Genomic DNA, 24,384 nt, shown 5'->3' on the forward strand with positions numbered 1-24,384 from the left:
GCTGCCGATATGAAAACACCCTCCTCCCGCACCGCGCAAGCCACCGCCACGTCCCGCACGCCCGACAGCGGCTTCAGCTACAGCCGCCCTTTTTTTGAGGAGCTGGTCGACCGCGCCCTGGCCCACGCCAAGAAGCTCGGCGCCACCGACGCGGGGGCTGAGGCGTCGGAAGGCTGCGGCCTGTCGGTCAGCGTGCGCAAGGGCGAGCTGGAGAACGTGGAGCGCAACCGCGACAAATCCCTGGGCGTGACGGTCTACATCGGCCACCGCCGGGGCAACGCCAGCACCTCCGATTTTTCGGACAAGGCCATCGAGCAGACCGTGCAGGCCGCCTACGACATCGCCCGCTTCACGGCCGAAGACCCCGTGGCCGGCCTGCCCGATGCCGACGACATCGCGCCCGCAGACACACACCGCGACCTGGATCTGTTCCACCCCTGGGCCATCACCAGCGAGGAAGCCGCCGAGATGGCGCAGCGCTGCGAGGCCGCGGCCTTGAAGACCCACCGCCGCATCACCAACAGCGAAGGCGCGGGCGTGTCCGCCCAGCAGAGCCATTTCTTCAGCGCGCACACGCGCGGCTTCCGCGGCGGCTATGCCAGCTCCCGCCACAGCTTCTCGGTGGCGCCGATTGCCTCGCTGCCCGGCAAGAACGCCGAGATGCAGCGCGACGCCTGGTTCAGCTCCATGCGCAACGCCGCCGAGCTGGCCTCGCCCGAGGCCGTGGGCCGCTATGCCGCCGAGCGCGCGCTCAGCCGCTTGGGCAGCCGCAAGATTCCGACCACGCAGTGCCCGGTGCTGTTCGAGTCCACCCTGGCCGCAGGCCTGCTGGGCGGCTTCGTGCAGGCCGTGAGCGGGGGCGCGCTGTACCGCAAGAGCAGCTTTCTGCTCGATTCGCTGGGCAAGATGGTGTTCCCCAAGCACATCGACATCCTGGAAGACCCGTTCATTCTGCGCGGCAAGGGCAGCTCGCCGTTCGACGAAGAGGGCGTGCGCGTGGCGCCGCGCAAGGTGGTCAAGGGCGGGCGCGTGGAGGGGTACTTCCTGTCCAGCTACTCGGCCCGCAAGCTGGGCATGAAGACCACGGGCAACGCTGGCGGATCGCACAACCTGGTGATGACCTCGCGCCTCACGCAGGCCAGCGACAACCTGGACGCCATGCTGCAAAAGCTGGGCACGGGCCTCTTTGTTGTGGAGCTGATGGGTCAGGGCGTGAACTACGTGACGGGCGACTATTCGCGCGGCGCCAGCGGCTTCTGGGTGGAGAACGGCCGCATCGCCTACCCCGTGCACGAGATCACCATCGCGGGCAACCTCAAGGACATGCTCAAGGGCATCGAAGCCGTGGGAGCGGACGCCTACAACTACGGTGCCAAGACCGTGGGCTCCCTCCTGGTCAACCGCATGAAGGTGGCCGGGAGCTGATGCTTCGCAGGCCCGACCCCTCGGCGGAGGGGCAGGGCGTTGCAAGCCTGCGGACCGAAAGGCCCTTGCCATGGCAAGGGCCTTTTTCTTTGCGGGCGCCGTTTCAGCGGGTGCCGACGGGCCGGGCGGCCCAGGTGTCCTTTTTCCCGCGCATTCCCACGGGCAGTGCGAGCCCCACGCGGTGGCGCGACAAGGCGTCCCGGGGCTCCAGGTGGGCCAGCATCACCGCGGCCGCGTCGGCATAGGGAACAATCATCTGCGACACCTTCGACGCGAACAGCAGCAACAGCAGCGGGCCCGGCAGCTTGCCGGCCAGGGCAGGGACGGGGACCGGGAGCTGGTCCGTTGCCACCCGCAGGCTGGCGGCGCCCAGCGCGGGCTGGTCCACCATGGGCCCCGGGCACAGCAGGCGCCAATCCAGCGGCGAAGCGCTCAGACGCTCGAAGTTCTTGCGGTGCGGCCAGTAGGTGTCGCGCACCTTGGGCAGTTCCACGCCGCGGCGCCCCGTCTGCCCGATGTCGAGCGCGGCGGCGCCGCCCAGAAACCAGCAGACCGGCCGCTCGGCGGGAGCGAGGGACTCCACGCTGCCAACGATGCGGTCCACCAGGTCCACAAAGACCTGTCCTTCGGTCACCAGCCCCGCGCAGTTGATCAGGGCGTCGTGCCCGCGGACGATGTCTGCCAGGGCTGCGATGGAGATGCCCCCCAGGTCCACCTGGTGCACCGTGATGCAGGGCTGGATGCCTGCGGGCAGCTTGGCCGGGTTGCGCACCAGCACGGACACCTGGTGGCCTGCGGCAACGGCCTGCTGGAGCACGTGGCGGCCGAGGGAGCCGGTGGCTCCAAGGATGAGAAGACGCTTCATGGGGAGATCGCAAAAAGTTTCTGAGATTCAGCGGCGTGATGATTTCACGCAATGCGCCCGGCGCCACGGCGTGCCGGCGCAGCGGTGTGCCCGGCAGTGACTTTGTTCACGGCATCTGCGCCGGCATGCGTGCCGGCATGCGTGCGGTGTTCCCGCCTGCCGGCGCCGGCGCAATCACTGCGCAAAGTCCGCCAGCACCTGCAGCACGGCGACGGTGGGGGGCGAGGGCGGCGGCTGGTGGCGGTGCGCCACGGCCATGGGGCGCAGGAGCTCCGGCTGCAGCGGGCGGATCTGCACATCGGCCGCGCCTTGCAGCTCGGCCACCTCTTCCAGCGGCAGCAGGGCGGCGCACTGGGCTGCCACGGCCAGGCTCTTGAGCGCGCCCGGGTAGCTCAGCGCTAGGAACGGGCGGGGTGTGTGGCCGGCCTGGCCAAACCAGTGGGCAATCAGCCCGTGCATCTGGGTGGCGGGCGCAAACGATGCCCAGCGGCGTGGGGCCAGCCATTCGGGCGTCACGGCGTCGGGCGGCTCCCAGCTGGCGGGCAGCACGGCCACCATGGGGTCGGTGCGCCAGGGCGTCTGCCGCAGCTCGGCCACCGGCGGCTGCGGGCTGGCCACGATGGCCACGTCCAGCGTTCCCGCCTTGAGCCGCTGCATGGACTCGGCGGAGCCCACGGCCTCCAGCCGGATTTCCACGCCCGGGCTGCGCTGGGCCAGGGCTTCCAGCATGCGCGGCAGCAGATGGGTGCTGACGCCCGCCGAAACCCCCACCCGCACGACGCCTTCACGCCCGGATGCGCGGCGTTGCACGCGCTCCACCAGGTCGTCGGCGGCCAGCAGCAGCTGCCGGCCCTGCTGCACCAGCACCTCGCCAGCGGGCGTCAGCTCGGCCTGGCGGCGGCCGCGCACCACCAGCTCGGCGTCCAGCCGGCTTTCCAGCTCCTTGATGTGCAGGCTGACCGTGGGCGGCGCCAGGTGCAGCGCCTGCGCGGCGGCGGCAAAGGTGCCCAGGTCGGCAATGGCGATCAGGGTCTGCAGCTGGTCGAGGTTCAGGTTGCGCATCAGGTTTTCTGAATTGATGGTTCATTCAATTCAACTTTACGGATGGTACGCCAGCGGCGAGCATGCCGTCCATGCCCGTATCTACCCCGACCGGCGATGTTGCCGCACCTCAGCCTTCCGTGTTGCAGCGTTCCGTATTTCAGCGGCTCCGCCACGCCCTGCTGCGCGTGCCACCCGCTGCCGCCGGCGCGCTGCAGCGGGCCGAGCGGCGCGTCACCGAAGGCTTCCGGGTGCCGCCGAACGGGGGGTGAGGGGCGCGCCCGGTGCGGGGGCGCTGCGGGGGGATAGCGGGGGTTAGCGGCTGTCGCAGGAGCCGTCCAGCCCCGCCATGCCGGCCAGCTTTTGCAGCCGCGAGCGGTTGTCCAGGCAGGCCTGGCGCTGCGCCTCGGCGGCCTTTTGCTGGGCCTGGCGCACCGTCTTGTCGCGTTCGGCCTGCCACTGCGCCACGCGCTCGCGGATCTGGGGCATGGCCGCCAGGGCGGCCTTCTCGCCTTCCAGGATGGCATTGGCGCGCTGGGTGAAGTCGGCCGCGCCGATCTCCAGCACCTGCGGGCGGACGATCACATCGGCGCGCGCCAGTTCGGCCTCGCCCAGCTTCTGGCCCATGATGGCGATCGACTGGTTCAGCGCGCCCAGCATGTTGCCAGGCGTCTGGCCGCGGGCCTTGTTGGAGATGTCCACCGCTACCACCACGTCGGCGCCCAGCTGCCGCGCGGCATCCACCGGCACGGGGCTGACGATGCCGCCGTCCACGAAGTGGTACTTGCCGATGGTGACGGGCTGGAACACGCCTGGCACGCTGCTGGAGGCGCGCACCGCCTGGCCGGTGTTGCCGCGGGCAAATACGGTGCGCTGTCCGTCCTCCAGCCGCGTGGCCACGGCCACGAAGGGCTTGGCCATCTGCTCCAGCGGCTTGCGGCGCACCTGCTCGTTCACGTAGTCCTCCAGCTTCTGGCCCAGCACCAGGCCGCCGGAGGACAGCTGCAGGTCGCGGATGCGCGTCTCGTCCAGCGCCACCGCCTTTTCCTGCAGTTCAAAGGCATTCATGCCGCTGGCGTACAGCGCACCCACCACGCTGCCGGCGCTGGTGCCCGCCACCACCGTGGGCGTCAGGCCGTTGGCCTCCAGCATCTTGATCACGCCGATGTGGGCAAACCCCTTGGCGGCTCCTCCGCCCAGGGCGATGCCGATCTTGACGGGGGCCTGGGTGGGCACGTCGGCCGTGGCGGGGGTGGAGGAGGGCGTGCTGCCGCACGCGGCGAGGGCCAGCGGGCCCAGGAAGGCCAGCAGCCGCAGCAGGGAAGGGGAGGACATGCTCAACGGGGACAGCGGGGAACGCAGCCGCTGCAAAAAAAGCGGCGTGCAAGGGCACAGTGTATCGGGCTGCCGAAGGCTTTGCCCAGGCGCGGCACAACGGCCGGATGGGCCGTCGGCCCTTGGGCCGTGGCCAGGGCGGGCATCAGTGCACGGCCTCGTTCGGGGCGCGGCGGGGCGCCGCCGCAATTCCCCCGCAGGTTGCGAACCCGTGCCGCGGCGCTATGCTGCCCGCTCCTCGCGCCATGCCCGCTGATTCGCCATCCTCCCTGCCCGACCCGCCCGGCTCCGCCCGCGGGCTGCAGCAGACGCCCGCCCTGTTGCGCCGCCTGCTGCGGGCCCGGGACCGCATGGATGCGGCTTCGCACGAGCCCTGGCCGGTGCAGCGCCTGGCCCAGGTCAGCGGGGTGTCGGCGGCGCATTTCGCGCGCTCGTTCCGGCAGGCCTTCGGCATTCCGCCGCACCGGTATCTGCTGACGCGGCGCATTGAGCAGGCCTGCACCCTGCTGCAAGAGACCGACCTGTCCGTGACCGACATCGCCTTTGCCACAGGGTGGGAAAGCCTGGGCACGTTTGGCCGCACCTTCCGCGACGTCACGGGCAGCAGCCCCAGCGCCCTGCGGCAGCAGGCCCGGGCCGGGCGGGATGACCGCAGCGTGCTCGCCGGGGTGCCCGCGTGCTTTCTCAAGGCGGCACAGCGGCCCGATCTGGCCACCGCAGTTTCGGAGAAGCGCCGGCGGGCGGCGCCGGGTACAAACCGTCCATTGACGACCCCGTGACTCAAGGAGATTGCAAATGGACCAAGGTACGACCTCCCCGCCGCCCTGCGGCGTGGGCGTGGCGGGCGTGTATGTGCCCGACCAGGATGAAGCGCTGGCGTTCTATGTGGACAAGCTCGGCTTTCGCGTGCACACCGACGTGCGCAACGGCACCTACCGCTGGCTGACGGTGCAGCATCCCGAGCAGCCCGGCTTCCAGCTGGGGCTGTTCCGCCCGGGCCCGCCCATCCACGACGAGGCCACGGCGCAAGCCTTGCAGGCGCTGGTGGCGAAGGGGGCCATGCCGCCGCTGGTGCTGCATGTGCGAGACTGCCGCGCGGCGCACGCGCAAATGCAGGCCCGGGGCGTGGAGTTCACGCAGGACCCGGTGGAGCGCTACGGACAGGTGGATGCCGGTTTTCGGGACCCCGCGGGCAACGGCTGGAAGATGATCCAGCGGGCGCCGGGAGACCGCGCATGAGCCGCGCCAGCGCCCCGGGCGCGCCCCTGCCTGCGGGCACGGCGGCAGCGCACATCGACGCCAAGGTCCAGGCGCTGGACGACTGGCGCGGCCCGGTGCTGGCCCGCCTGCGCGAACTCATCCTGCGCGCCGACCCCGGTGTGGTGGAAGAGTGGAAGTGGGGCACGGCCGCCTGGTCGGCTCAGGGGCTCATCTGCACGGGCGAGACCTACAAGCAGGTCGTGAAGCTGACGTTTGCCCACGGCGCGGAACTGCCCGACCCGGCGGGCCTGTTCAATTCCAGCCTGGAGGGCCGGGTGCGCCGCGCGATCGACTTCCGCCAGGGCGACGGCGTGGACGCGGCCGCCTTCACGGCGCTGGTGCGCGCCGCCGTGGCGCGCAACCGCGGCTGAGATTCCTCTGCACACGTACCGCGCCGTACGCATTTGCGCAGAGCGCCTCCCGGGCCCCGCTGGCGCCGCTACACGCTGGCGATGCGGGCGGCAATGGCCTCGCCCACCTGGGTGGTGCTGGCGGTGCCGCCCAGGTCCGGCGTGCGCGGGCCCGCCTTGATGACCTCTTCGATGGCCCGGACGATGGCGTCGTGCGCCGCCCGGCCTGCGCCCGTGCCCTGGGTGAGGAAGTCCAGCATCAGTGCGCCCGACCAGATCATGGCGATCGGGTTGGCGATGTTCTGGCCGTAGATGTCCGGCGCTGAGCCGTGCACGGGCTCGAACAGGCTGGGGAAGTGGCGCTCCGGGTTCAGGTTGGCCGAGGGCGCGAGGCCAATGGTGCCCGTGGTGGCGGGGCCCAGGTCGGAGAGGATGTCGCCAAACAGGTTGGTGGCCGCCACCACGTCGAAGCGGCCGGGCTGCAGCACGAAGCGGGCGGTGAGGATGTCGATGTGCTGCTTGTCCAGCGTGACCTCGGGGTAGTCCCTGGCCACGGCGTCGGCGCGCTGGTCCCACCAGGGCATGCTGATGGCGATGCCGTTGCTCTTGGTGGCCAGCGTCACGTGCTTGCGGGGCCGGCTTTGGGCCAGGTCGAACGCGAACTTCAGCAGCCGTTCGGCCCCCTTGCGGGAGTACACGGATTCCTGGATGACGATCTCGCGGTCGGTGCCCTCGTACATGATGCCGCCCAGCGACGTGTATTCGCCCTCGGTGTTCTCGCGCACCACGTAGTAGTCGATGTCGCCGGGCTTGCGGCCGGCCAGCGGGCAGGGCACCCCGTCGAACAGGCGCACCGGGCGCAGGTTGATGTACTGGTCGAACTCGCGGCGGAACTTGAGCAGCGAGCCCCACAGCGAGACGTGGTCCGGCACGGCGGCCGGCCAGCCCACGGCGCCGAAGAAGAGGGCGTCCATGCCCTGCAGTTGCGCCTTCCAGTCGTCGGGCATCATTTTTCCGTGCTGCGCGTAGTAGTCGCAACTGGCCCACTCGAAGGGGTGGAACTGCAGGTCCAGCCCGAACCGCGCGGCGGCGGCCTGCACGGCGCGCAGGCCTTCGGGCATGACTTCCTTGCCGATGCCGTCACCCGGCAGGACGGCGATCTGGTAGGGGCGGGGGCTGGAATGGGCCATGGGCTGGAGCAAAGGAGAGTGGGACGATGGCCGGTATTCTTCAGCGCTGCTGGCAAAAATACAATCCGCCGTCCGTGGCCTCACTCTTCACACTTCGTGCATAAAAATCCTGCCCCAGACGACCTGCGGGTGTTCACCCTGGTCGTGCGCAAGTCCAGCTTTGGCGGCGCGGCGGCCGAGCTGGGCACCTCGCCGGCGTATGTGAGCAAGCGCATACGCCTGCTGGAGCAGGACCTGGGCGTGAAGCTGCTGCACCGCACCACGCGGCGCGTGGCCGTGACGGAGGAGGGCGAGCGCGTGTTCCACTGGGCGCAGCGCATCCTGGACGACATGGAGCAGCTGCTGCAGGAAGTAGCCGTCACCCGCCGCGAGCCGCGCGGCCTGCTGCGGGTGAGCAGCAGCTTCGGCTTTGGCCGGCAGGTGGTGGCGCCTGCGCTGTCACGCCTGGTGGAGCGGCACCCCGGCCTGCAGGTGCGGCTGGAGGTGTTCGACCGGCTGGTGGACGTGGCGGGCGAGGGGTTCGACCTGGATGTGCGCGTGGGCGACGAGATCGCGCCGCACCTCATTGCCCGGCGCCTGGCCGACAACCACCGCGTGCTGTGCGCCGCGCCCGCGTACCTGGCGCGCCAGGGCACGCCCCGCGTGCCGGCCGACCTGCCCAGCCACGACTGCCTGGTGATCAAGGAGCGCGACCACCCCTTCGGCGTGTGGCGCCTGCGCAGCGGAGCGGTGGACGCCGTGGCCAAGGTGCGCGGGCCGCTGTCGTCCAACCACGGCGAGATGGCCGTGCAGTGGGCGGTGGACGGGCGGGGCATCGTGCTGCGCTCGTGGTGGGACGTGAGCGCGCACCTGCGGGCCGGGCGGCTGGTGCGGGTGCTGCCCGAGTGGCAGCAGGAGGCCAACGTCTGGGCCGTGTACCCCACGCGCCTGGAGCGCTCGGCCAAGGTGCGGGTGTGCGTGGAGTTTCTGCAGGAGGTGTTCCGGCAGGAAGGGCTGGGGCTGCCGCCTGTGCCCGGCGCGTAGCGCCAGGCAGGGGCCGCGCGGCCTCTACGCCGGCCGTGCGGGCTCTGCCGCGGCGCGGCCCGCCGGGCCCAGCACCGCCGGCAGCCGCTCGGCCAGGGTGTCGATCACCACGCGCGTGCGGCGCGGCAGGGCGCGCGCGCGGGGCCACACGGCATGCAGGGCGTAGCCGAACGGCTGAGCTTCCTCAAACACCTGCACCAGGGTGCCCCCGGCGACCGCGCCGGCCGCCAGCCACTGGGGGATGCGCACCATGCCCAGCCCTGCCACGGCGCTGGCGGCCACCACCTCCAGGCTGTCGCAGCGCACGCGTGCGGGCACCGGGAACTCGCGCAGCTCGCCGGTGGCGCCGTCGCGGTACAGCCACGCCGACGGCCGCTGCCCGTCGCGCCCGTAGCCGGCGAAGCGGTGGCTGCCGGCCGTCTCCAGCAGTGCCTCCCAGCCGGTCGGCCGGCCATGCCGCGCTAGGTAGGCGGGCGCGGCGTACACGCCCATCCACTGGTGGCCCAGCGGGCGTGCAGCCAGCGTGCTGCTGTCATCCAGCGGCCCGCTGCGAAGGGCCAGGTCCATCCGCTCTTCCACCAGATCCACCCGGCGGTCGTTGAACTGCAGGTCCAGCCGCAGACCCTCGTGTTCGTGGGCCAGTTCCATCAGCAGCGGCGCCACGCAGACCCGGCCGAACAGCGCCGGCATGCTCATGCGCAGCGTGCCCGCCGGGGCGTGGCGGCCGGCGTCCACGGCGGCATCGGCGGCGTCCAGCTCGTCCAGCGCGCGGCGGCAGCGCTCGTAGTAGGCCTGGCCGTCGTCCGTCAGGCTCTGGCTGCGCGTGGTGCGCTGGAACAGCCGCACCGCCAGCCGCTGCTCCAGCCGCGCAATGCTTTTGCCCACTGCCGACCGGGTGCGCCCCAGGCGCGCGGCCGCCTGGGCAAAGCTGCCCGCCTCCACGGCGGCGACAAAGGCCTCGATACCTTGCAATCGTTCGCTCATTGGTGAATTTTGGTCGCCATTACGGTGAAAAACAAGAACCACCAGAGAGCCTGGTGCGCCAATAGCATGGGCCGTGTTCTGTTTTGCTTTTTCCAGGAGTTTCACCATGACCCACAGCCCCCTTCCGCCCACCCTGCAACGCTGGCAGCTGCCCCGCTTCGGCCTGGCCCACCTGGAGATGGTGCAGGCCCCGATGCCGCTGCCAGCGCCGCACCAGATCCTGGTGCGCACCGAGGCGGTGGCCCTGAACTACCGCGATCTGCTCATGGCGCGCGACGGCATGGGCATGGCCCTGGCCTTTCCGTTCACGCCCGCGTCCGACCTGGCCGGCACCGTGCTGGCGGTGGGCGAGGGCGTGACCCGCTGGCAGCCCGGCGACCGGGTGCTGAGCACCTTCTGGGGCGGCTGGCGGGACGGCGAACGGCCTGCCGACGCCGTGGCGCTGGGCGCGCCCGGCCCGGGCGTGCTGGCGTCGCACGTGCTGCTGGACGCCGACTGGGCCGTGGCAGCGCCCCGCACGCTGGACGCGGCCTCCGCCAGCACCCTGCCCATCGCCGGGCTCACGGCCTGGTTCGCGCTGGTGGAAACCGGCGGGCTGCGCGCCGGGCAGACCGTGCTCATCCACGGCACGGGCGGGGTGGCGTTGTTTGGCGTGCAGCTGGCGCACCTGCACGGGGCGGTGCCCATCGTCGTCTCGGGCGACGCCGCCAAGCGCGCGCAGGTGCTGGCGCTCGGTGCCGCCCACGCCCTGGCGCGCGATGCCGACTGGCCGGCCCAGGTGCGGGCGCTGACGGACGGGCGCGGGGTCGACCAGGTGCTGGAGATCGTGGGCGGGGCCAATCTGGGCCGCTCCCTGCAGGCCTTGCGCACGGGAGGATGCGTGTCGGTCATCGGCACGCTGGCGGGCGACACGGTCAGCGCCTCGGTCTACGACGTCCTGATGGGCCGCGCCACGGTGCAGGGCATCAGCGGAGGCCACCGCCGTGCGCTGGAGGAACTGGTGCGCGCCGTGGACGCCACCGGCCTGAAGCCGGTGATCGCGGGCGAATACCCGGCCAGCGAGGTGCCCGCCGCGTTTGCGCACCTGGAGCGCGGCGCCTTCGGCAAGGTGGTAGTGCGCTTTTCCTGAGCAGCCTGCGTCGGAGGGGGGGGCGCCGTTTCAAGAAAAAATAGCTGCCAGCGCTTATGCAGCAAGCGCGAGCAGCTATCAAATTAGTAGCTTCAGGCAAAGCGGCCGCGGCCGCCTGCCTGGAAGCAGGTTGCTCAGCCGGCCAGCGCGGCCTTCACCGCGGCCGACACCTGGCCCATGTCGGCCTTGCCGGCCAGGCGGGTCTTGACCACGCCCATCACCTTGCCCATGTCGCCGGGGCCGGCGGCACCCACTTCGGCCACGATGGCCTTCACGGCGGCGGTCACTTCCTCGGCGGACATGCGCTCGGGCAGGTAGGCCTGCAGCACGGCCATCTCGGCCTTCTCCTTGTCGGCCAGGTCCTGGCGGCCCGCGCCTTCAAACGCGGTGATCGAGTCCTTGCGCTGCTTGATGAGCTTGTCCACGATGGCCACGACAGCCGCGTCGTCCAGCGTGATGCGCTCGTCCACTTCCTTTTGCTTCATCGCCGCCTGCAGCAGGCGGATGGTGCCCAGGCGCTCGCTGTCCTTGGCGCGCATGGCGGTCTTCATGTCTTCGGTGATCTGGTCCTTGAGGCTCATGAGGCTTTTCCTTTGTGTTGGTCAGGCATGGACTTAGGATTTGCAAAAAGCCCCTCTGGCCAGGCGTAGTGCCGCAGGCAGTAGTCTCGCTACGGCAAGGCGCTACAACGACGCCAGAGGGACTTTTTGCAGACCCAAAAAACAAAAACCCGCGCTTGGCGTCCCTAGCGCGGGTTTTTTTGGCGTTGCGGAAAACGCCCAGCTGCGATCAGTACAGCTTCTTGGGCAGTTGCATGCTGCGAACGCGCTTGTAGTGGCGCTTCACGGCGGCTGCCTTCTTGCGCTTGCGCTCGGCGGTGGGCTTCTCGTAGAACTCGCGGGCGCGCAGGTCGGTCAGCAGGCCGAGCTTTTCAATGGTGCGCTTGAAGCGGCGCAGGGCAACGTCAAAGGGTTCGTTTTCTTTTACGCGGATCGTAGTCATTAGCTAATGGTTTCCAAAGTGTGCCCGCAGAGGGCCTTCAGGAAGATCGGGCCTGAAGGCCGTGCGTGGCGGGTGCCCCCGTCTCAGTCGAGAGACTGTAACTAGTATTGGCCGACGGGGTAGTGCCAGCAAAGCGCGACATTATAGCGTCCTTGGCGGGCTTGTGTGCAAGGGGGTAGCGCCGCCGCCCCGGCGGCCCGGCCATGGCGCAGCGCCCGCCAGCCCCTGCCTGGGGGCGCGCGCCCCAGTTTGGTGCCTATGGCGTGGAAATTGCTACGTCCTGTAACCGCCCGGCCGCACGGCCGGCACCCCACCACGGCAGGCAGGAGCAGAGCCAGCAAGGCAGGCACACACACCATGGCATTCATGCACCGCGTATCGGGCTGGCTCGGCCGGCTCAGTGTGGGCCGCAAGCTCATGCTCATCTACCTGCTGGACCTGACGGCCGTGATCTACGTCTCGGGCATCCTGATCCACGAGAAGTACCTGGCCATCGATTTCGCCCGCAAGGAGATCGTGGGCACCACCTACGCCGCCGTGGTGCGCGACGGCTTCATGGACCAGTTTCTGCCCCAGGCCGCGCCGCCGGCGTCCGGCGAGGGGCCGCAGGTGCTGCAGCGCCTGCAGCAGGTGCGCGAACGGCACGACGCGCTGTTGCGCACGGCCGAGCCCGGGCAGCGGTTTGAAGAGGCCTTGCAGCGCCTGATCGCGGCCGAAGCCCCGGCCGCCCCGGCCACGGCGGTGCTGGCGCCCGGCGAGGCGGCACGCCTGCGCACGGCGCTGCTGCGCGAGGGGCGCGAACTGCTCACCACCGTGGGAAACCAGTCCAACCTGATCCTGGACCCGGACCTGGACAGCTACTACGTGATGTCCCTGGTGGTGCTGCGCTACCCCGAGCTGCTGCAGGCCGTGCACGACACCGTGAGCTTTCTGAGCGCGCCCCCCACGGCGCGCGGGCCGCAGTGGTCGTATGAGCTGCTCACGCTGGCCGGGCGGCTGGACGCGGTGGCGCTGGGCATCGAGTCGGACTACAACCAGGCCTTCATTGCCGGCACGCCCGAGATGCGTGCCGCGCTGGCCCCGCAGCGCGAGGCGCTCAAGGCCGCGCTGCACGACTTTCAGGCGCAGCTGCAGAGCGTCGCCGGCGGCGAGTCGCGCCTGACGCAGGAGGCCCTGCTGGCCCAGCAGGCCGCCGTGCTGGGCGCACTGCGCGGCGCGTGGACGGCGGGCATCGCCGACCTGGAGCGTCTCTTGAACCAGCGCGTCGACAGCCTGTTTGCCCGCATGTGGCTGCACCTGGGCACCGCGCTGGTGCTGCTGGGCTGCATCCTTTCGCTCGTCACGCTGGTGGCGCGGCAGATCGCCAAGCCGCTGCAGCACCTGGCGCGCGTGGCCGACGAGGTGCGCAAGAGTGGCGACCACAGCCTGCGCGCGCAGTGGGCCAGCCGCGACGAGATCGGCCGGCTGGTCACCGCCTTCAACGACATGCTGGCCCAGCTGGACCGCGAGCGGCTGCTGCAGCAGGAGCTGGCGGCCAGCGCCCGCGCAGCCGAGGCCCAGCGCGAGCTGGTGGAGGCCTTCCCCATCCCCATGGTCGTCACCTCGGTGCCCGAGCACGAGGTGCTGCATTCCAACGCGCCCGCCGCCCACTGGCTGGGCGGGCGCAAGAGCGACCCCTGGGCCGTGGGGCTGGAGCCGGGCGTGCGGGCGCGCTTCTTCCAGCGCCTGGCCGACCAGGGCTCGGTGGATGAGTTCGAGGTGCGCTGGAAGGCCAGCCCCGAACCCTCGTGGGCCGTGCTGTCGGCGCGGCGGCTGCAGTTCCAGGGGCGCGATTCGGTGCTCACGGCCTTCACGCCCATCAACGTGCTCAAGGTGATGGAGCAGCGCCTGGAGCTGTGGGCCAAGGTGTTCGAGGCCTCGTCCGAGGGCATCATCATCATGAACGCCGAGCAGCAGATCCTGAGCGTGAACCGCGCCTTCTGCCGCAGCACGCACTACGACTTCTATGAAGTGATCGGCGAGAACCTGGGCTTCCTGCTGCAGGAATCGGCCGGCGAGCCGCTGCCCCTGCAGATCCAGCGCACCATGCAGGAGAAGGAGTCTTGGCAGGGCGAGGTGCGCTTTCGGCGCCGCTCGGGCGAGACCTACCCGGCCTGGCTCATGGTGTCGGCCGTGCGCGAGAGCAAGGGCGGCGCCGTCACCAACCACATCGGCATCGCCATCGACATCACCGACCGCAAGCGCAGCGAGGAGCGCATCCAGTTCCTGGCGCACCACGACGTGCTCACCGAGCTGCCCAACCGGTCGCTGTGCGTGCAGCGCCTGCAGGCCGCGCTGGCGCAGGCGCCCATCACCGGCGAAAAGGTGGCCGTGCTCTTCATCGACCTGGATCGCTTCAAGGCCATCAACGACACGCTGGGCCACCACATCGGCGACGGGCTATTGCGCTCGGTGGCCGCGCGCCTCACGCAGGCCGTGCGCAGCCGCGACACCGTGAGCCGCCTGGGCGGGGACGAGTTCGTGGTGGTGATGCGCGACGTGGCCGGCCGCGAGGACGTGCAGCAGCTGGTGGAGCGCCGGCTGATCCCGCTCATTCGCCAGAGCCACCCGGTGGAAGGGCACGAGCTGAACGTGTCGTGCAGCGTGGGCATTGCCGTGTACCCCGAGGACGGCGGTGAGATCGATGAATTGATGCGCCGCGCAGATGCCGCCATGTACGAGGCCAAGACCACCGGCCGCGACATGGCACGCTTTTACTCCGCCGAGACCGACCAGCGCGCCCTGGCCCGCCAGTCGCTGGAGCAGCACCTGCGCCGCGCGCTGGAACGCGAGGAGTTCCGCCTGCACTACCAGCCGCGCCTGTCGGCCCGCAGCGGCCGCCTGCTGGGCGTGGAGGCGCTGCTGCGCTGGACCAACCCGGTGCTGGGAAGCATCCCGCCCAGCGAGTTCATTCCCATCGCCGAAGAAAGCGGCCTGATCCGCGCCATCGGCAGCTGGGTGCTGCGCCAGGCGTGCGAGCAGTGGGTGCAATGGCAGTCGCCCGCCCACCGTGCGGCGCTGGGCGACGTGGCCGTGTCCGTCAACCTCTCGGCCGCGCAGATGGCCGACCCGCAGCTCGTGCCCGACATCGAGGCGCTGCTGGCGCGCACCGGCATGCCCGCCCACCGGCTGGAGCTGGAGATCACCGAATCGCAGCTCATGGACAACGCCCATGCGGCCGAGCAGCAACTGGCCGCGCTCAAGTCGCTGGGCGTGCAGCTGTCCATCGACGACTTCGGCACCGGCTACTCCAGCCTGGCCTACCTCAAGCGCTTCGACATCGACCGGCTGAAGGTGGACAAGTCCTTCGTGCGGGACATGCTGGTCAACCCCGCCGACATGGCCATCACCCGCGCCATCATCGCGCTGGGCCGCACCCTGGGCCTGGGCATCGTCGCCGAAGGCGTGGAAGACCTGGCCACGGCCCAGGTGCTGGATGCACTGGACTGCGAGGAGCTGCAGGGCTACCACTTCAGCCGCCCGCTGCCGCCCGACGCCCTGCTGGCCTGGGCGCAGCAGCACCGGGCGCTGCAGGGGGTGTCGCTGCGAGGGCTGGATGCAGCGGGCACGCAGCCTGCGCCATTGCTGGGGTGAATCAGCCAGGGCCGCTCATGCTGGGCTGGTCGAAGCGCCGCGCGAGGCATCGACGGGCTCAGCCCGAACGGTCAGTTCCCGTTCAACCCGGTGGACCCGCCAGCGCCTGCGCACACGCATGCGCGCTGGCCCAGGCCCACTGGAAGTTGTAGCCCCCCAGCCAGCCCGTCACGTCCACCACCTCGCCAATGAAGTACAGCCCCGGCTGCGCCTTGCACTCCATGGTCTGTTGCGACAAGGCCTTGGTGTCCACGCCGCCCAGGGTGACCTCGGCCTTCTTGTAGCCCTCGGTGCCCGTGGGCGTCAGCTCCCAGCGCGCCAGCTGCTCGGCCAGGCGCGCCAGGGCCTTGTCCGAAGCCTCGTTGATAGGGCGCTGCCAGTCGGCTTCGCGGCCCGCCCAGGCATCGGCCAGGCGGCTGGGCACCAGGGTGGCCAGTTCGTTGGCAACCAGCTTGCGCGAGCGGGCCTTGCCCTGCGCCAGCGCGGCCGGCAGGTCCACGCTGGGGGCGAGGTTGATGGCCAGGGGCGTGCCCTCCTGCCAGTAGCTCGAAATCTGCAGCACCGCCGGGCCCGACAGGCCGCGGTGGGTGAAGAGCAGGTCTTCGTCGAAGGCCATGCGCGTTTTCTTGGCACCGGTGCTGATCTGCACGGGCAAGGCCAGGCCTGCGAGCTGCGCATAGGGCGCCCAGCCCGCGCCATCAAACGTCAGCGGCACCAGGCCCGGGCGGCGCTCGACCAGCGGGATGTTGAACTGCTGCGCCAGCCGGTAGCCAAAATCCGTCGCGCCGATCTTGGGGATGGACAAGCCGCCCGTGGCCACCACCAGCGAGCGCGCCTGCACCGGGCCGCGGTCAGTATCAATTTGATAGCTGCCAGCGCTTGCTGCATCTATGCTAGAGGCCAAGAAGGCTATATTTTTGACGCTGCACGGCTGCCAGCGGGTGACGCCCCCGGCCTCGCACTCGGCCAGCAGCATGGCGATGATGTCCTCGGCCGAGCGGTCGGCAAACAGCTGGCCCTTGTGCTTCTCGTGGAACGGGATGCCGTGCTTTTGCACCAGCGCAATGAAGTCCGCCGGCGTGTAGCGCGACAGCGCCGAGCGGCAGAACTGCGGGTTCTGCCCGACGAAGTGCTTGTGCGGCGCGGCCGGGTCCAGGTCGCGGTTGGTGAAGTTGCAGCGCCCGCCGCCCGAGATGCGGACCTTCTCGGCCACCTTGTCGGCATGGTCGATGAGCAAGACCTTCAGGCCCCGCTGGCCCGCCTGGCCCGCGCAGAACAGGCCGGCCGCACCGGCGCCGAGGATGATGGCGTCAAAGAAAGGGGTGGTCATGGGAGCGGCGGATTGTAGGCCCCGGGCTTGCCAGGGCGGGGTAGCATGTGCGCTGCTGCTCCACCCGCCAAGGACCTTCGCATGAACTCCGCCGTGATCCGCTGTGCCGCTTGCGCCCTGCTGCTGGGCGCGCTGGCCCCTGCCTGGGCCATCAACAAATGCACCGATGCCGACGGCAAGATCGCGTTCCAGGACGCGCCCTGCCCGGGCGAGGGCGAAGCGATCGACGTGCGCCCCGCGATGCAGGGCGCCACGCCGGTGGCTCCGCCGCCCGCCGCGGCCCCGGCCGCCCGGGAAGGCGCCTTCGGCGCGACCTGGCAGCGCAAGTACTACCTGCAGAACCAGGGCGTTCCCGAAGCGCGTGCCGCGGTGGAGCGCCAGCAGCGCGAGTGCGCCGCGCAGCCCGCCGAAGCCGTGGCCCATGCCGGCCCCCTGCGGCGCAGCACCCTGGCCTCCGGCACCCAGTTCGCGCAGGAGCGCGCCGCCGCCGCGGGCCAGGACCAAGCCGCTTGCGAGGCGCGCACCGAGGAACTGCGCGAGCGCCTGAAGGCGCTGGAGGCGGAACTGAGGTCGCTGTAGCGGGCAGTGCAGCGGCCCGGCGGTACCGCGCCGGCCGGGTTTGCGGGCGCTCTGAGAACCTGGTCAATATCTTTTCGGGGATCGCATTGGAGTGCCATCGGGATGGGTGGATGCTCCGGGTGCGCCGCATGGGCTCATGCCCATGCAAGCAGCTGGGGCGTGCAACCGCCCGATTTCGCTCCAACCCTTCGGGCAGCGGTCTTTGCGGGCGGTCTGCGGCGTTGCGGCGCTTGCCAATAGCCGGGCTATTGGCCGCGCACCGCGCCTTGCATCCCATCCCGGCAAGGTGCTTGTGCGACCCCGAAAAGATCTTGAACAGGTTCTTAAAACGCCGCGCGCAGCGTCACGCTCACGTTGCGCGGGTCGGCATAGTTGCCGTAGTCCAGGTTGGCCCAGTACTTCTGGTTGGTGACATTGTTCACCGCCAGCGTGGCGCTGAGCTTGGGATTGAACTGCCAGGATGCGCGCAGGTTCAGGATGGCCGTGGGCGATTCCTTCACCGTGACGGTGCCGCTGGGGTGGGGAATGTTGAAGCCCTCGATGGTGCTTTGCCAGGTCAGGCTGCCGCCCACCGAGAGCGGCGCCAGTGCGCCCGAGAGCTGGTAGTCCGTACCCAGCTGCAGCAGGTATTCGGGCAAGTTGGCGTAGATCAGGTCGGTGGGGGCGCGCGTCACCTTGGCGCGTGTCAGGCCCGCGCTCACGCGCCAGCGGTGGTTGACCATGCCGGCCAGTTCCATCTCGAAACCTGTGGATTTCGTGCCGTTCACGGCCACGTAGGGCAGGGTGCCGTCGGGCAGCGGCGTGGTGATGGCGCTGTCGCGCACGCCGAAGTTGTCCTGCTTCGTCTGGAACACCGCAAAGTGCGCCTGGATGCGGCGCTCGAACAACTCGGCCTTCAGGCCGGCTTCGGCATTGCTGCCCACCACGGGCGACAGCGGGGTGTTGTTGCGGTCCTTGTAGTTCTGCGGGTTGAAGATGCGCGCATAGCTGGCGTAGGCCGACAGCGTGGGCGTGATGTCGTACACCGCGCCCACGTAGGGCGTGAGCTTGCGGTTCTCGTCCTGCACGGCCGAGCGGCCCGCATAGGCGCCCGTGGTGCCGTAGGTGTCGGAGTGGCGGTGCCAGTCGGTCAGGCGCACACCGGTGAGCACCGCCAGCGGGTCGGACACGCGCCAGCGCGCCGAGGCAAACAGTCCCGTCTGCTGCGTGATCTGCGTGCGCCAGGCGCCGGTCTTGGAATAGGTGGGCGCTGGCGCATTGCCGTCCCAGGTGTAGAGGTTGGGAATCACGTAGCTCCAGCCCGCCACCGAGGTGTAGCCGTCGGTGCGCGTGGCGTTGCGGGTGGAGCTCATGCCCACCACCAGGTCGTGCTTGCGGCCGCCCAGTTCGAACTTGCCTGACAGGTAGGCGTCCACCGTGTCCTGCTTTTCACTGCCGCCGCCCACGGCCGCATACAGCGTGGCACCTGCGCCCGTGACGGGGTCGATGAAGGGGGCTTTGGACGTGGTGGCGCCATAGCCGTAGGTGCTCAGGCGGAAGGTGTCGCCTTCGGTGTGGTTCAGCGCGGCCTTCAGGCTCCAGTCGTCGTTGATCTGGTGGTCCAGCGTGGCGTAGAGCGTGCCGGAGGTACGCTCCCAGCGCGTCCACGGCGGCGAGAAACTGGTGGAGACCGGCAGGTCGATGGGCGCGCCCGTGGTGGCAAAGCGCGGGATGGTGCCCCAGATCGGCGCCTTGGGGTCGTTGGACTGGCGCTGGTAGCCCAGCGCCACTACGGTGGACTGGCCGATATCGGCCTCCACGGCCGCCAGCAGGGCGGTCTTGTCCTCGGAGTAGCGGTCGCGGAAGCTGTCCTTCTTCTGCGGCGCCAGCACGATGCGGCTGCGCACGCTGCCGTCGCTGTTGAGCGGCGCGTTCAGGTCCAGCTCGCCCCGGTACAGGTTCCAGGATCCGGCCGTGAGCGCCACCGAGGCCGCGAATTCGCGCTGCGGCCGCTTGCGCACCATGTTGATGGTGGCGGAGGGCACGCCCACGCCGGTCTGGACGCCGTTGGCGCCGCGCACGATGTCGATGCGCTCGTACAGCGCGGTGTCGAACTCCTGGTTGGTGCTGCTGCTGTAGCTGGGCAGGCCGTCGGTCTGGAAATCGGTGATCTGAAAGCCCCGCGCGTAGTACAGCGGGCGCTGGGTGTCATAAAAGCTCACCGCGACGCCCGTCACGTTGCGCAGCACCGCGTCGATGCTGGTGAGTGACTGGCGCTCGATCTGCGCGCGTGTGACGGTGCTGACGGACTGCGGCGTTTCGCGTGCCGTCAGCTGCAGCCGGGTGGAAGCACTTTCACGCGCACCCGAGACGGTCACGCTGTCGAGTGCCTTGGGTGGGGTGATCTGGTCGGGGGGCATGGCCGCTGAAGCGTCGGCCGGCTCTGCCGCTACGGCCGCGGGCGCCGGGCTGGGCTGCTGGGCCCATGCGGCGCCCGCCAGGCTGGCGGACAGGGCGGCGGCAACGGCGACGGGATGAAGCGCACAGGTGAGGGGCCTGCGGGGTGCGGACATGAGAGGACTCCTGAAGAAAAGCGATGACGGGCTGGCTTGCAGCGCTTTTCTGGGAACCCGTTCCTACGGGAGCACGGCTGGCTGGGGAATGCTAAAAATTGTAAATGCAAATAGGAATGATTCACAAGAATTTCAAAGCCCTGGAATCATCGGGCGGGTGCGGTGTCGCCGCGCTGCAACAGGTGCGCGCGGTGCGCGCGGGTGGCGCAGGGCTCGGCCATGGCTGGCGGCCCGCCCCGCCTGGGCCGGCCGGCCGTGGCTGAGAGAGCCGTTCACCCCTTCCAGGTGAACGGAAACTTGAACTGGTTCACAAACCCGTTGGGCACGTAGTCGCCCAGCACGCCGTAGTGCTCGGGCCAGAGCTTGGTGCTCTTCACGGCCGTGCCGAACAGGTAGTCCAGGAAGGCGAAGTGCGCCGCGTAGTTCTTGTCGAGCGCCTCCTGGTCCTGGCTGTGGTGCCAGTGGTGGAAGTTGGGCGTGACCAGCACGTAGCGCAGCGGCCCCAGGCGCACGCTCACGTTGGCGTGGTTGAACACGGCCTGGAAGCCCACGACCACGATGTACGCGTCGATCACTTCCTTGGAAAAGCCCAGCACGTAGATGGGCGCCAGCACCAGCGTGCGGGTGATGAGCAGCTCCAGGATGTGCTGGCGCGAGCCGGCCATCCAGTCCATGCTCTTGACGCTGTGGTGCACCGCATGCAGGCGCCACAGCAGGGGCACCTCGTGGTAGGCGCGGTGCGTCCAGTACTGCACCAGGTCGGCCACCAGGATGATGAGGAACAGCGCCACCCAGAAATTCAGGCCCTGCACCCACCCGCGGATGCCGTCGTTGGCCGCCCAGCCGAAGAACTTGTGCACCACCAGGTTGGTGGCCAGCAGCACGAAGCCCACCACCATGTGGTTCACGATGAAGTGGTGGAAGTCGGTCTGCCACTCGGCGCGGAACACGGGCTGGTCCTTGCGCAGCGCAAACAGCTTCTCGATGAAGATGAAGATCAGCGAGCTGCCCAGCAGGTCCAGGATGAACCAGTCCAGGCCGATGTAGGGCGTGTTGTCCGGGAAGTTCGGGTCCACCTCCACCTTGTGCCCGCCCAAGAGCGCGGTGAGCGCCACCATGGCAAACGCAAACGTGGCCAGCCAGCGCGCGCGGTTGAAGAGGATGTTGACCAGCGAGATGCCGCCCGCAATGGCCATGGCCGCCAGCATGATGGTGCGGATCACGGACACGTCGTAGCTCTTGCGCAGCTGCGGCGTGGTGAGGTATTCAGGGAAGTGGAAGGCCAGCACGCCCAGGAAGCACAGGATGGCCAGGGTGAGCGCGATGACGCCCGACACCATGCCGCGCCCCGTGCGCAGCGCGCCGTGGCCTTCGGTGAGTTCGTTGAGCTTGTCGATGTCGAGCATGGGTCCTCCTGCGGGTTGCGCGGCCTGGATGCGGCGGCGAGGCGCGAGTGTAGCGAGAACCCCAGGGCCGGCGCGGGCCGGCAGGCAATCCTAGAATCGGCGCATGAACATTCCCTCGCACCAGCTGAGCATGACCGTGCTCATGTCGCCGGACATGGCCAACTTTTCGGGCAACGTCCATGGCGGCGCCATCCTGAAGCTGCTTGACCAGGTGGCGTATTCCTGCGCCAGCCGGTACTCGGGCTGCTATGTGGTCACGCTGAGCGTGGACCAGGTGATGTTCCTGCAGCCCATCCATGTGGGCGAGCTGGTGACCTTTCTGGCCAGCGTGAACTACACGGGCTCCTCGTCGATGGAGATCGGCATCAAGGTGGTGGCCGAGGACATCCGCTCGCAGGTGGTGCGGCACGTGAACAGCTGCTTCTTCACCATGGTGGCGGTGGACGAGTCGCGCAAGCCCGTGAAGGTGCCGCCCCTGTCGCCCGCCACCCCCGACGAGAAGCGCCGCTGGGAGGCCGCGCAGTTGCGCAAGGCCCTGCGCAAGGAGCTGGCCGAGCGTTTTGCGCAGGTGCGCGAAGTCACCGGCTGAGCGCCGCTCAGGCGGCGCTGCGGTTGCGCCCCGCCAGCGAGACCGCCTGGAGCGACAGCCCGTCGATCTCGTGGGTGATGCCCGACAGCACGTTGGCCACCACCGCGAATTCGCGCCCGTGCTCGCCAGCGCGCGCGGCCATGACCTGCGCGTTGAAGCTCACCACCTTGGCCTCGCGCGCCACGGTCTGGATGGACGCGACGATGCCGGCCAGTTCCTTCATCAGCGTCTCGGACTGGGCGCGGCCCACCTGATCGAATGCGGTGGTGGCGGCGTTCAGCGCCTCCAGCGCGCCGTCGGTCGCTTCCACCAGCCGGGCCACGGCGTCGTCCACGCGCGGGCTCTGGCGCTCGGCGTGTTCCAGGGCGGTTTCTGCCCGCTGGGCAAACGCGTCGATGGTGGCGGCCACGCCCGCAGGACCGTGGTAGGCGTTGCGGATGCATTCCGCACTGGCCGCGTCCAGCTGGCGCGGCGTGTCCACCAGCCGGGCCTGGCTGTCCTTGAACAGCGCCAGCGAACTGCGCGCAGCCTTCAGGTGCAGGTCGCTGCCGCGTGCGGCCAGCACGGTCTGCAGCACCATGCGCTGCGACAGCATGCGCTGGCGCGCCGCCAGGTTCACCAGCGACATGCCGGCACCCGCTTCCTGCGCGGTGCGGGGCGCGCCGGGCACGGCCGGCAGCGATGCTGCAGGGCGCTGGGCGGGGGCAGGGGGCGTGCTGGAGCGGGGGGCAAGGGAAAAGGCTGACATGGTGCGTCCTTGTGCGGGTGGCCTGCGGGTCCCTGCCTTCAAGCAATACCCGGGCCAATCGCGCACCGGGTGGATGGTCTGTCCGCGAAACCGCACGGCGCGTGGCGGCCGGTCGAGGTGCTGAGCGAGGTGCCGGGCGAGCGAGGGCCGCTCAGCCTGCGCGCCGGGCCGGCGCCGCCACGTCCGCGCGTGTGTCGGCACCAGCGCTGGCGGTCGCGGCCAGGATGCCCTGCACCACGTCGCCCACCACGATCACGGACGGGCTGGCCAGGCCTTCCCGCGTGATGGTCGCGTGCAGCGTGCCCAGCGTGGCCACCGCGTGCCGCTGGTGCGGCAGGGTGGCGTGCTGGATGATGGCCACGGGCGTGTCGGCGGGCAGGCCGGTCAGCAGCTCCTGCTCGATCGTGCCGGCGCCGCTCACGCCCATGTAGATCACCAGCGTGAGCTTGGCGTCGCGCGCCGTGGCGGCCAGCTGGCGCCAGTCGGTGCCGGCATCGCCGGGCTTGGCATGGCCCGTGACGAAGACCACGCCGTGCGCGTGCTCGCGGTGGGTCAGCGGCGCGCCCAGCGCCGTCAGCCCCGCGAGGCCGGCCGTGATGCCGTTGACCACGTCCACCTGCACGCCAGCGGCGCGCAGGTGTTCCACCTCCTCGCCGCCGCGGCCAAAGATGAAGGGGTCGCCCCCCTTGAGGCGCACCACGGTCTCGCCCTCGTTCACGGCGGTGAGCATCAGCTTTTCAATGAAGGCCTGGGGCGTGCTCTTGCAGCCGCCGCGCTTGCCCACGTACACGATGCGGGCCGTGGGCGACGCGTGCGCCACGATGGCGTCGCTCACCAGGTCGTCCACCAGCAGCACGGTGGCGGCCTGGATGGCCTTGAGGGCCTTGAGGGTCAGCAGGTCCGGGTCGCCGGGGCCGGCGCCCACCAGCGTGCAGCGGCCCCGCGGTGCGTGCGCCGTGGCGGCGGGCGTCTGGGCGGCGGTCGGGCGGCTGTCGGGCGGGGTGCGGCGGCTCATGGGGAGGTCTCCAGGGTGGTCTGATCGGCGATCCGCAAGATATGTTCCACCTGCCGCGCAATGGCCGCGGGCACGGGCAGTTCACCGGCGAGCACGCGGCGGGTGTAGGCGGCCGTGGCGGCGATGTCGATCTCGGCGGGCAGGCCGGGCACCTCGCTGGCCGTGCCGGGCTGCTGCGCCTCCAGCACCTCGTGCACGCCGTGCACAAAGCCGTCGTAGCGCGGCGTGCGGCGCGGGTCCGTGGCCACCTCGCCCTCCAGCCCGCGCGAGAGCAGGGCGTTCATGCCCAGCGTGCGGAAGGTGGTCTGCAGCATCTCGAAATATTCGGGGTGCGTGTAGGCCGTGACCACCACCGACGGCCCTGCGCACGGGGTCATCAGCTTGACCACGCTGTGCCCCGGGTTGCGCAGCCCCACCACTTCGCGCACGGCGAGAAGGCGCGCCAGGCCCGGGTGCAGGTGCCGGGTGTGGATGTGGCGCACCGCGCCGTTTGCTATCTTTTCAGGAGCTTCCAGCGCAGGCACATCCAGCGATAGCAGCACATCGGATGCCAAGACCCGCCGCGCCTCGGTGCGCATGCCGTGCAGCAGCACCGGCAGCCCTTCGCGCGCCAGCAGCAGCGCCAGCAGGGGCGTGAGCACCGGCAGCTTGCGCGCGCCGTTGTAGCTGGGCAGCACGATGAGCGGGCGGTCGGTGGCGGGCAGCAGGGCCAGGCGCTGGTGCGTGGCGTCCAGAAAGCCGCACATCTCCTCGGCCGTCTCGCCCTTGATGCGCATGGCCAGGCAGAAGGCGCCGATCTCCAGCTCGGTCACGGTGCCGTCCAGCACCTGGCCGAACAGGTCCGCGGCCTGCTCGCGCGCGAGGGGCTTGGCGCCGCGCGCGCCGCGGCCGATCTCTTTGATGTAGTGGCTGATGCTGCCCATGGTCT

General features: G+C 70.0%; 23 protein-coding genes. 10 read left to right on the forward strand and 13 right to left on the reverse strand.

Going from position 1 to position 24,384, the window contains the following annotated elements:
• Positions 1-9 precede the first annotated feature (9 nt).
• The gene (gene pmbA, locus ACOYR3_RS07900; protein ID WP_422845904.1) at positions 10-1,425 is read left to right on the forward strand and encodes a metalloprotease PmbA; all 1,416 of its coding nucleotides are present in this window, start codon (positions 10-12) and stop codon (positions 1,423-1,425) included.
• 103 nt (positions 1,426-1,528) lie between these two features.
• Here pmbA and ACOYR3_RS07905 read toward each other — a convergent pair whose 3' ends face one another.
• Both ACOYR3_RS07905 and ACOYR3_RS07910 read right to left on the reverse strand, forming a co-directional pair.
• Complete coding sequence (locus tag ACOYR3_RS07905) at positions 1,529-2,290, reverse strand: NAD(P)-dependent oxidoreductase (protein WP_422845905.1); 762 nt, start codon at positions 2,288-2,290, stop codon at positions 1,529-1,531.
• Between the two features lie 174 nt (positions 2,291-2,464).
• Positions 2,465-3,352 (reverse strand): LysR family transcriptional regulator, encoded by an 888-nt coding sequence (locus ACOYR3_RS07910; RefSeq protein WP_422845906.1) that lies wholly within the window; start codon positions 3,350-3,352, stop codon positions 2,465-2,467.
• A 71-nt stretch (positions 3,353-3,423) separates the two neighbouring features.
• On the opposite strand from ACOYR3_RS07910, the gene ACOYR3_RS07915 reads away from it, so the two are divergent.
• Positions 3,424-3,603, forward strand: a complete 180-nt coding sequence (locus ACOYR3_RS07915) for a hypothetical protein (RefSeq protein ID WP_422845907.1) — start codon at positions 3,424-3,426, stop codon at positions 3,601-3,603.
• Between the two features lie 43 nt (positions 3,604-3,646).
• Here ACOYR3_RS07915 and ACOYR3_RS07920 read toward each other — a convergent pair whose 3' ends face one another.
• Positions 3,647-4,666, reverse strand: coding sequence for a patatin-like phospholipase family protein (locus ACOYR3_RS07920; protein WP_422845908.1), 1,020 nt, complete (start codon positions 4,664-4,666; stop codon positions 3,647-3,649).
• A gap of 245 nt (positions 4,667-4,911) precedes the next feature.
• Here ACOYR3_RS07920 and ACOYR3_RS07925 point away from each other — a divergent pair, with 245 nt between their 5' ends.
• From ACOYR3_RS07925 to ACOYR3_RS07935, 3 genes are read left to right on the forward strand one after another with little or no spacing between them, the layout of a single operon-like run.
• A complete protein-coding gene (locus ACOYR3_RS07925) occupies positions 4,912-5,445 on the forward strand; it encodes a helix-turn-helix transcriptional regulator (protein ID WP_422845909.1) in 534 nt (177 codons plus the stop codon).
• Between the two features lie 16 nt (positions 5,446-5,461).
• A complete protein-coding gene (locus tag ACOYR3_RS07930; RefSeq protein ID WP_422845910.1) occupies positions 5,462-5,905 on the forward strand; it encodes a VOC family protein in 444 nt (147 codons plus the stop codon).
• Entirely contained in the window at positions 5,902-6,297 is a 396-nt protein-coding gene (locus tag ACOYR3_RS07935) for a DUF1801 domain-containing protein (RefSeq protein ID WP_422845911.1), read from the forward strand. Before ACOYR3_RS07930 ends, ACOYR3_RS07935 begins: the two co-directional genes overlap by 4 nt.
• Positions 6,298-6,365: 68 nt before the next feature.
• On the opposite strand, the gene ACOYR3_RS07940 is transcribed toward ACOYR3_RS07935, so the two are convergent.
• Positions 6,366-7,466 (reverse strand): tartrate dehydrogenase, encoded by a 1,101-nt coding sequence (locus tag ACOYR3_RS07940; protein ID WP_422845912.1) that lies wholly within the window; start codon positions 7,464-7,466, stop codon positions 6,366-6,368.
• Between the two features lie 96 nt (positions 7,467-7,562).
• Between ACOYR3_RS07940 and ACOYR3_RS07945 the strand changes: the two genes are divergently transcribed.
• Positions 7,563-8,489 carry a LysR family transcriptional regulator gene (locus tag ACOYR3_RS07945; RefSeq protein WP_422845913.1) on the forward strand — a complete coding sequence of 309 codons (927 nt, stop codon included), beginning with the start codon at positions 7,563-7,565 and terminating at the stop codon, positions 8,487-8,489.
• Positions 8,490-8,513: 24 nt separating this feature from the next.
• Here ACOYR3_RS07945 and ACOYR3_RS07950 read toward each other — a convergent pair whose 3' ends face one another.
• The gene (locus ACOYR3_RS07950; protein ID WP_422845914.1) at positions 8,514-9,473 is read right to left on the reverse strand and encodes a LysR substrate-binding domain-containing protein; all 960 of its coding nucleotides are present in this window, start codon (positions 9,471-9,473) and stop codon (positions 8,514-8,516) included.
• A 106-nt stretch (positions 9,474-9,579) separates the two neighbouring features.
• Between ACOYR3_RS07950 and ACOYR3_RS07955 the strand changes: the two genes are divergently transcribed.
• Positions 9,580-10,602: a zinc-dependent alcohol dehydrogenase family protein gene (locus tag ACOYR3_RS07955; protein WP_422845915.1), complete on the forward strand. Its 1,023-nt coding sequence runs from the start codon at positions 9,580-9,582 to the stop codon at positions 10,600-10,602.
• Positions 10,603-10,736: 134 nt separating this feature from the next.
• On the opposite strand, the gene ACOYR3_RS07960 is transcribed toward ACOYR3_RS07955, so the two are convergent.
• Together ACOYR3_RS07960 and rpsU are read right to left on the reverse strand one after the other, a co-directional pair.
• Positions 10,737-11,183 (reverse strand): GatB/YqeY domain-containing protein, encoded by a 447-nt coding sequence (locus ACOYR3_RS07960; RefSeq protein ID WP_291486646.1) that lies wholly within the window; start codon positions 11,181-11,183, stop codon positions 10,737-10,739.
• A 208-nt stretch (positions 11,184-11,391) separates the two neighbouring features.
• Positions 11,392-11,604: a 30S ribosomal protein S21 gene (gene rpsU, locus ACOYR3_RS07965; protein ID WP_007833691.1), complete on the reverse strand. Its 213-nt coding sequence runs from the start codon at positions 11,602-11,604 to the stop codon at positions 11,392-11,394.
• 357 nt (positions 11,605-11,961) lie between these two features.
• Between rpsU and ACOYR3_RS07970 the strand changes: the two genes are divergently transcribed.
• Complete coding sequence (locus ACOYR3_RS07970; RefSeq protein WP_422845916.1) at positions 11,962-15,237, forward strand: EAL domain-containing protein; 3,276 nt, start codon at positions 11,962-11,964, stop codon at positions 15,235-15,237.
• A gap of 82 nt (positions 15,238-15,319) precedes the next feature.
• On the opposite strand, the gene ACOYR3_RS07975 is transcribed toward ACOYR3_RS07970, so the two are convergent.
• Positions 15,320-16,567, reverse strand: a complete 1,248-nt coding sequence (locus tag ACOYR3_RS07975; RefSeq protein ID WP_422845917.1) for an NAD(P)/FAD-dependent oxidoreductase — start codon at positions 16,565-16,567, stop codon at positions 15,320-15,322.
• Positions 16,568-16,648: 81 nt separating this feature from the next.
• Here ACOYR3_RS07975 and ACOYR3_RS07980 point away from each other — a divergent pair, with 81 nt between their 5' ends.
• The gene (locus ACOYR3_RS07980; protein WP_422845918.1) at positions 16,649-17,146 is read left to right on the forward strand and encodes a DUF4124 domain-containing protein; all 498 of its coding nucleotides are present in this window, start codon (positions 16,649-16,651) and stop codon (positions 17,144-17,146) included.
• A gap of 323 nt (positions 17,147-17,469) precedes the next feature.
• On the opposite strand, the gene ACOYR3_RS07985 is transcribed toward ACOYR3_RS07980, so the two are convergent.
• Entirely contained in the window at positions 17,470-19,698 is a 2,229-nt protein-coding gene (locus ACOYR3_RS07985; protein WP_422845919.1) for a TonB-dependent siderophore receptor, read from the reverse strand.
• A gap of 272 nt (positions 19,699-19,970) precedes the next feature.
• The gene (locus ACOYR3_RS07990; protein WP_422845920.1) at positions 19,971-21,104 is read right to left on the reverse strand and encodes a sterol desaturase family protein; all 1,134 of its coding nucleotides are present in this window, start codon (positions 21,102-21,104) and stop codon (positions 19,971-19,973) included.
• 103 nt (positions 21,105-21,207) lie between these two features.
• Here ACOYR3_RS07990 and ACOYR3_RS07995 point away from each other — a divergent pair, with 103 nt between their 5' ends.
• A complete protein-coding gene (locus tag ACOYR3_RS07995; RefSeq protein ID WP_291486655.1) occupies positions 21,208-21,693 on the forward strand; it encodes an acyl-CoA thioesterase in 486 nt (161 codons plus the stop codon).
• A 7-nt stretch (positions 21,694-21,700) separates the two neighbouring features.
• Here ACOYR3_RS07995 and ACOYR3_RS08000 read toward each other — a convergent pair whose 3' ends face one another.
• From ACOYR3_RS08000 to ybiB, 3 genes are all read right to left on the reverse strand, one after another.
• Entirely contained in the window at positions 21,701-22,441 is a 741-nt protein-coding gene (locus tag ACOYR3_RS08000; RefSeq protein ID WP_422845921.1) for a methyl-accepting chemotaxis protein, read from the reverse strand.
• 151 nt (positions 22,442-22,592) lie between these two features.
• The gene (gene cobA / locus ACOYR3_RS08005; protein ID WP_422845922.1) at positions 22,593-23,456 is read right to left on the reverse strand and encodes a uroporphyrinogen-III C-methyltransferase; all 864 of its coding nucleotides are present in this window, start codon (positions 23,454-23,456) and stop codon (positions 22,593-22,595) included.
• Positions 23,453-24,379, reverse strand: coding sequence for a DNA-binding protein YbiB (gene ybiB, locus ACOYR3_RS08010; RefSeq protein WP_422845923.1), 927 nt, complete (start codon positions 24,377-24,379; stop codon positions 23,453-23,455). Before ybiB ends, cobA begins: the two co-directional genes overlap by 4 nt.
• Positions 24,380-24,384 lie beyond the last annotated feature (5 nt).

Source organism: Acidovorax sp. M2(2025) (assembly GCF_049330835.1).
Taxonomy (GTDB): Bacteria; Pseudomonadota; Gammaproteobacteria; order Burkholderiales; family Burkholderiaceae_C; genus Acidovorax.

What these genes read in the sequence shown, in the direction of transcription:
- ACOYR3_RS07985 (WP_422845919.1), bottom strand. Translation starts at nt 19,698, where the DNA reads ATGTCCGCACCCCGCAGGCCCCTCACCTGTGCGCTTCATCCCGTCGCC.
- ACOYR3_RS07975 (WP_422845917.1), bottom strand. Translation starts at nt 16,567, where the DNA reads ATGACCACCCCTTTCTTTGACGCCATCATCCTCGGCGCCGGTGCGGCC.
- ACOYR3_RS07935 (WP_422845911.1), top strand. Translation starts at nt 5,902, where the DNA reads ATGAGCCGCGCCAGCGCCCCGGGCGCGCCCCTGCCTGCGGGCACGGCG.
- ACOYR3_RS07960 (WP_291486646.1), bottom strand. Translation starts at nt 11,183, where the DNA reads ATGAGCCTCAAGGACCAGATCACCGAAGACATGAAGACCGCCATGCGC.
- cobA (WP_422845922.1), bottom strand. Translation starts at nt 23,456, where the DNA reads ATGAGCCGCCGCACCCCGCCCGACAGCCGCCCGACCGCCGCCCAGACG.
- ACOYR3_RS07930 (WP_422845910.1), top strand. Translation starts at nt 5,462, where the DNA reads ATGGACCAAGGTACGACCTCCCCGCCGCCCTGCGGCGTGGGCGTGGCG.
- ACOYR3_RS07990 (WP_422845920.1), bottom strand. Translation starts at nt 21,104, where the DNA reads ATGCTCGACATCGACAAGCTCAACGAACTCACCGAAGGCCACGGCGCG.
- ACOYR3_RS08000 (WP_422845921.1), bottom strand. Translation starts at nt 22,441, where the DNA reads ATGTCAGCCTTTTCCCTTGCCCCCCGCTCCAGCACGCCCCCTGCCCCC.
- ybiB (WP_422845923.1), bottom strand. Translation starts at nt 24,379, where the DNA reads ATGGGCAGCATCAGCCACTACATCAAAGAGATCGGCCGCGGCGCGCGC.
- ACOYR3_RS07925 (WP_422845909.1), top strand. Translation starts at nt 4,912, where the DNA reads ATGCCCGCTGATTCGCCATCCTCCCTGCCCGACCCGCCCGGCTCCGCC.
- ACOYR3_RS07950 (WP_422845914.1), bottom strand. Translation starts at nt 9,473, where the DNA reads ATGAGCGAACGATTGCAAGGTATCGAGGCCTTTGTCGCCGCCGTGGAG.
- ACOYR3_RS07915 (WP_422845907.1), top strand. Translation starts at nt 3,424, where the DNA reads ATGCCCGTATCTACCCCGACCGGCGATGTTGCCGCACCTCAGCCTTCC.
- pmbA (WP_422845904.1), top strand. Translation starts at nt 10, where the DNA reads ATGAAAACACCCTCCTCCCGCACCGCGCAAGCCACCGCCACGTCCCGC.
- ACOYR3_RS07955 (WP_422845915.1), top strand. Translation starts at nt 9,580, where the DNA reads ATGACCCACAGCCCCCTTCCGCCCACCCTGCAACGCTGGCAGCTGCCC.
- rpsU (WP_007833691.1), bottom strand. Translation starts at nt 11,604, where the DNA reads ATGACTACGATCCGCGTAAAAGAAAACGAACCCTTTGACGTTGCCCTG.
- ACOYR3_RS07980 (WP_422845918.1), top strand. Translation starts at nt 16,649, where the DNA reads ATGAACTCCGCCGTGATCCGCTGTGCCGCTTGCGCCCTGCTGCTGGGC.
- ACOYR3_RS07910 (WP_422845906.1), bottom strand. Translation starts at nt 3,352, where the DNA reads ATGCGCAACCTGAACCTCGACCAGCTGCAGACCCTGATCGCCATTGCC.
- ACOYR3_RS07940 (WP_422845912.1), bottom strand. Translation starts at nt 7,466, where the DNA reads ATGGCCCATTCCAGCCCCCGCCCCTACCAGATCGCCGTCCTGCCGGGT.
- ACOYR3_RS07920 (WP_422845908.1), bottom strand. Translation starts at nt 4,666, where the DNA reads ATGTCCTCCCCTTCCCTGCTGCGGCTGCTGGCCTTCCTGGGCCCGCTG.
- ACOYR3_RS07970 (WP_422845916.1), top strand. Translation starts at nt 11,962, where the DNA reads ATGGCATTCATGCACCGCGTATCGGGCTGGCTCGGCCGGCTCAGTGTG.
- ACOYR3_RS07905 (WP_422845905.1), bottom strand. Translation starts at nt 2,290, where the DNA reads ATGAAGCGTCTTCTCATCCTTGGAGCCACCGGCTCCCTCGGCCGCCAC.
- ACOYR3_RS07995 (WP_291486655.1), top strand. Translation starts at nt 21,208, where the DNA reads ATGAACATTCCCTCGCACCAGCTGAGCATGACCGTGCTCATGTCGCCG.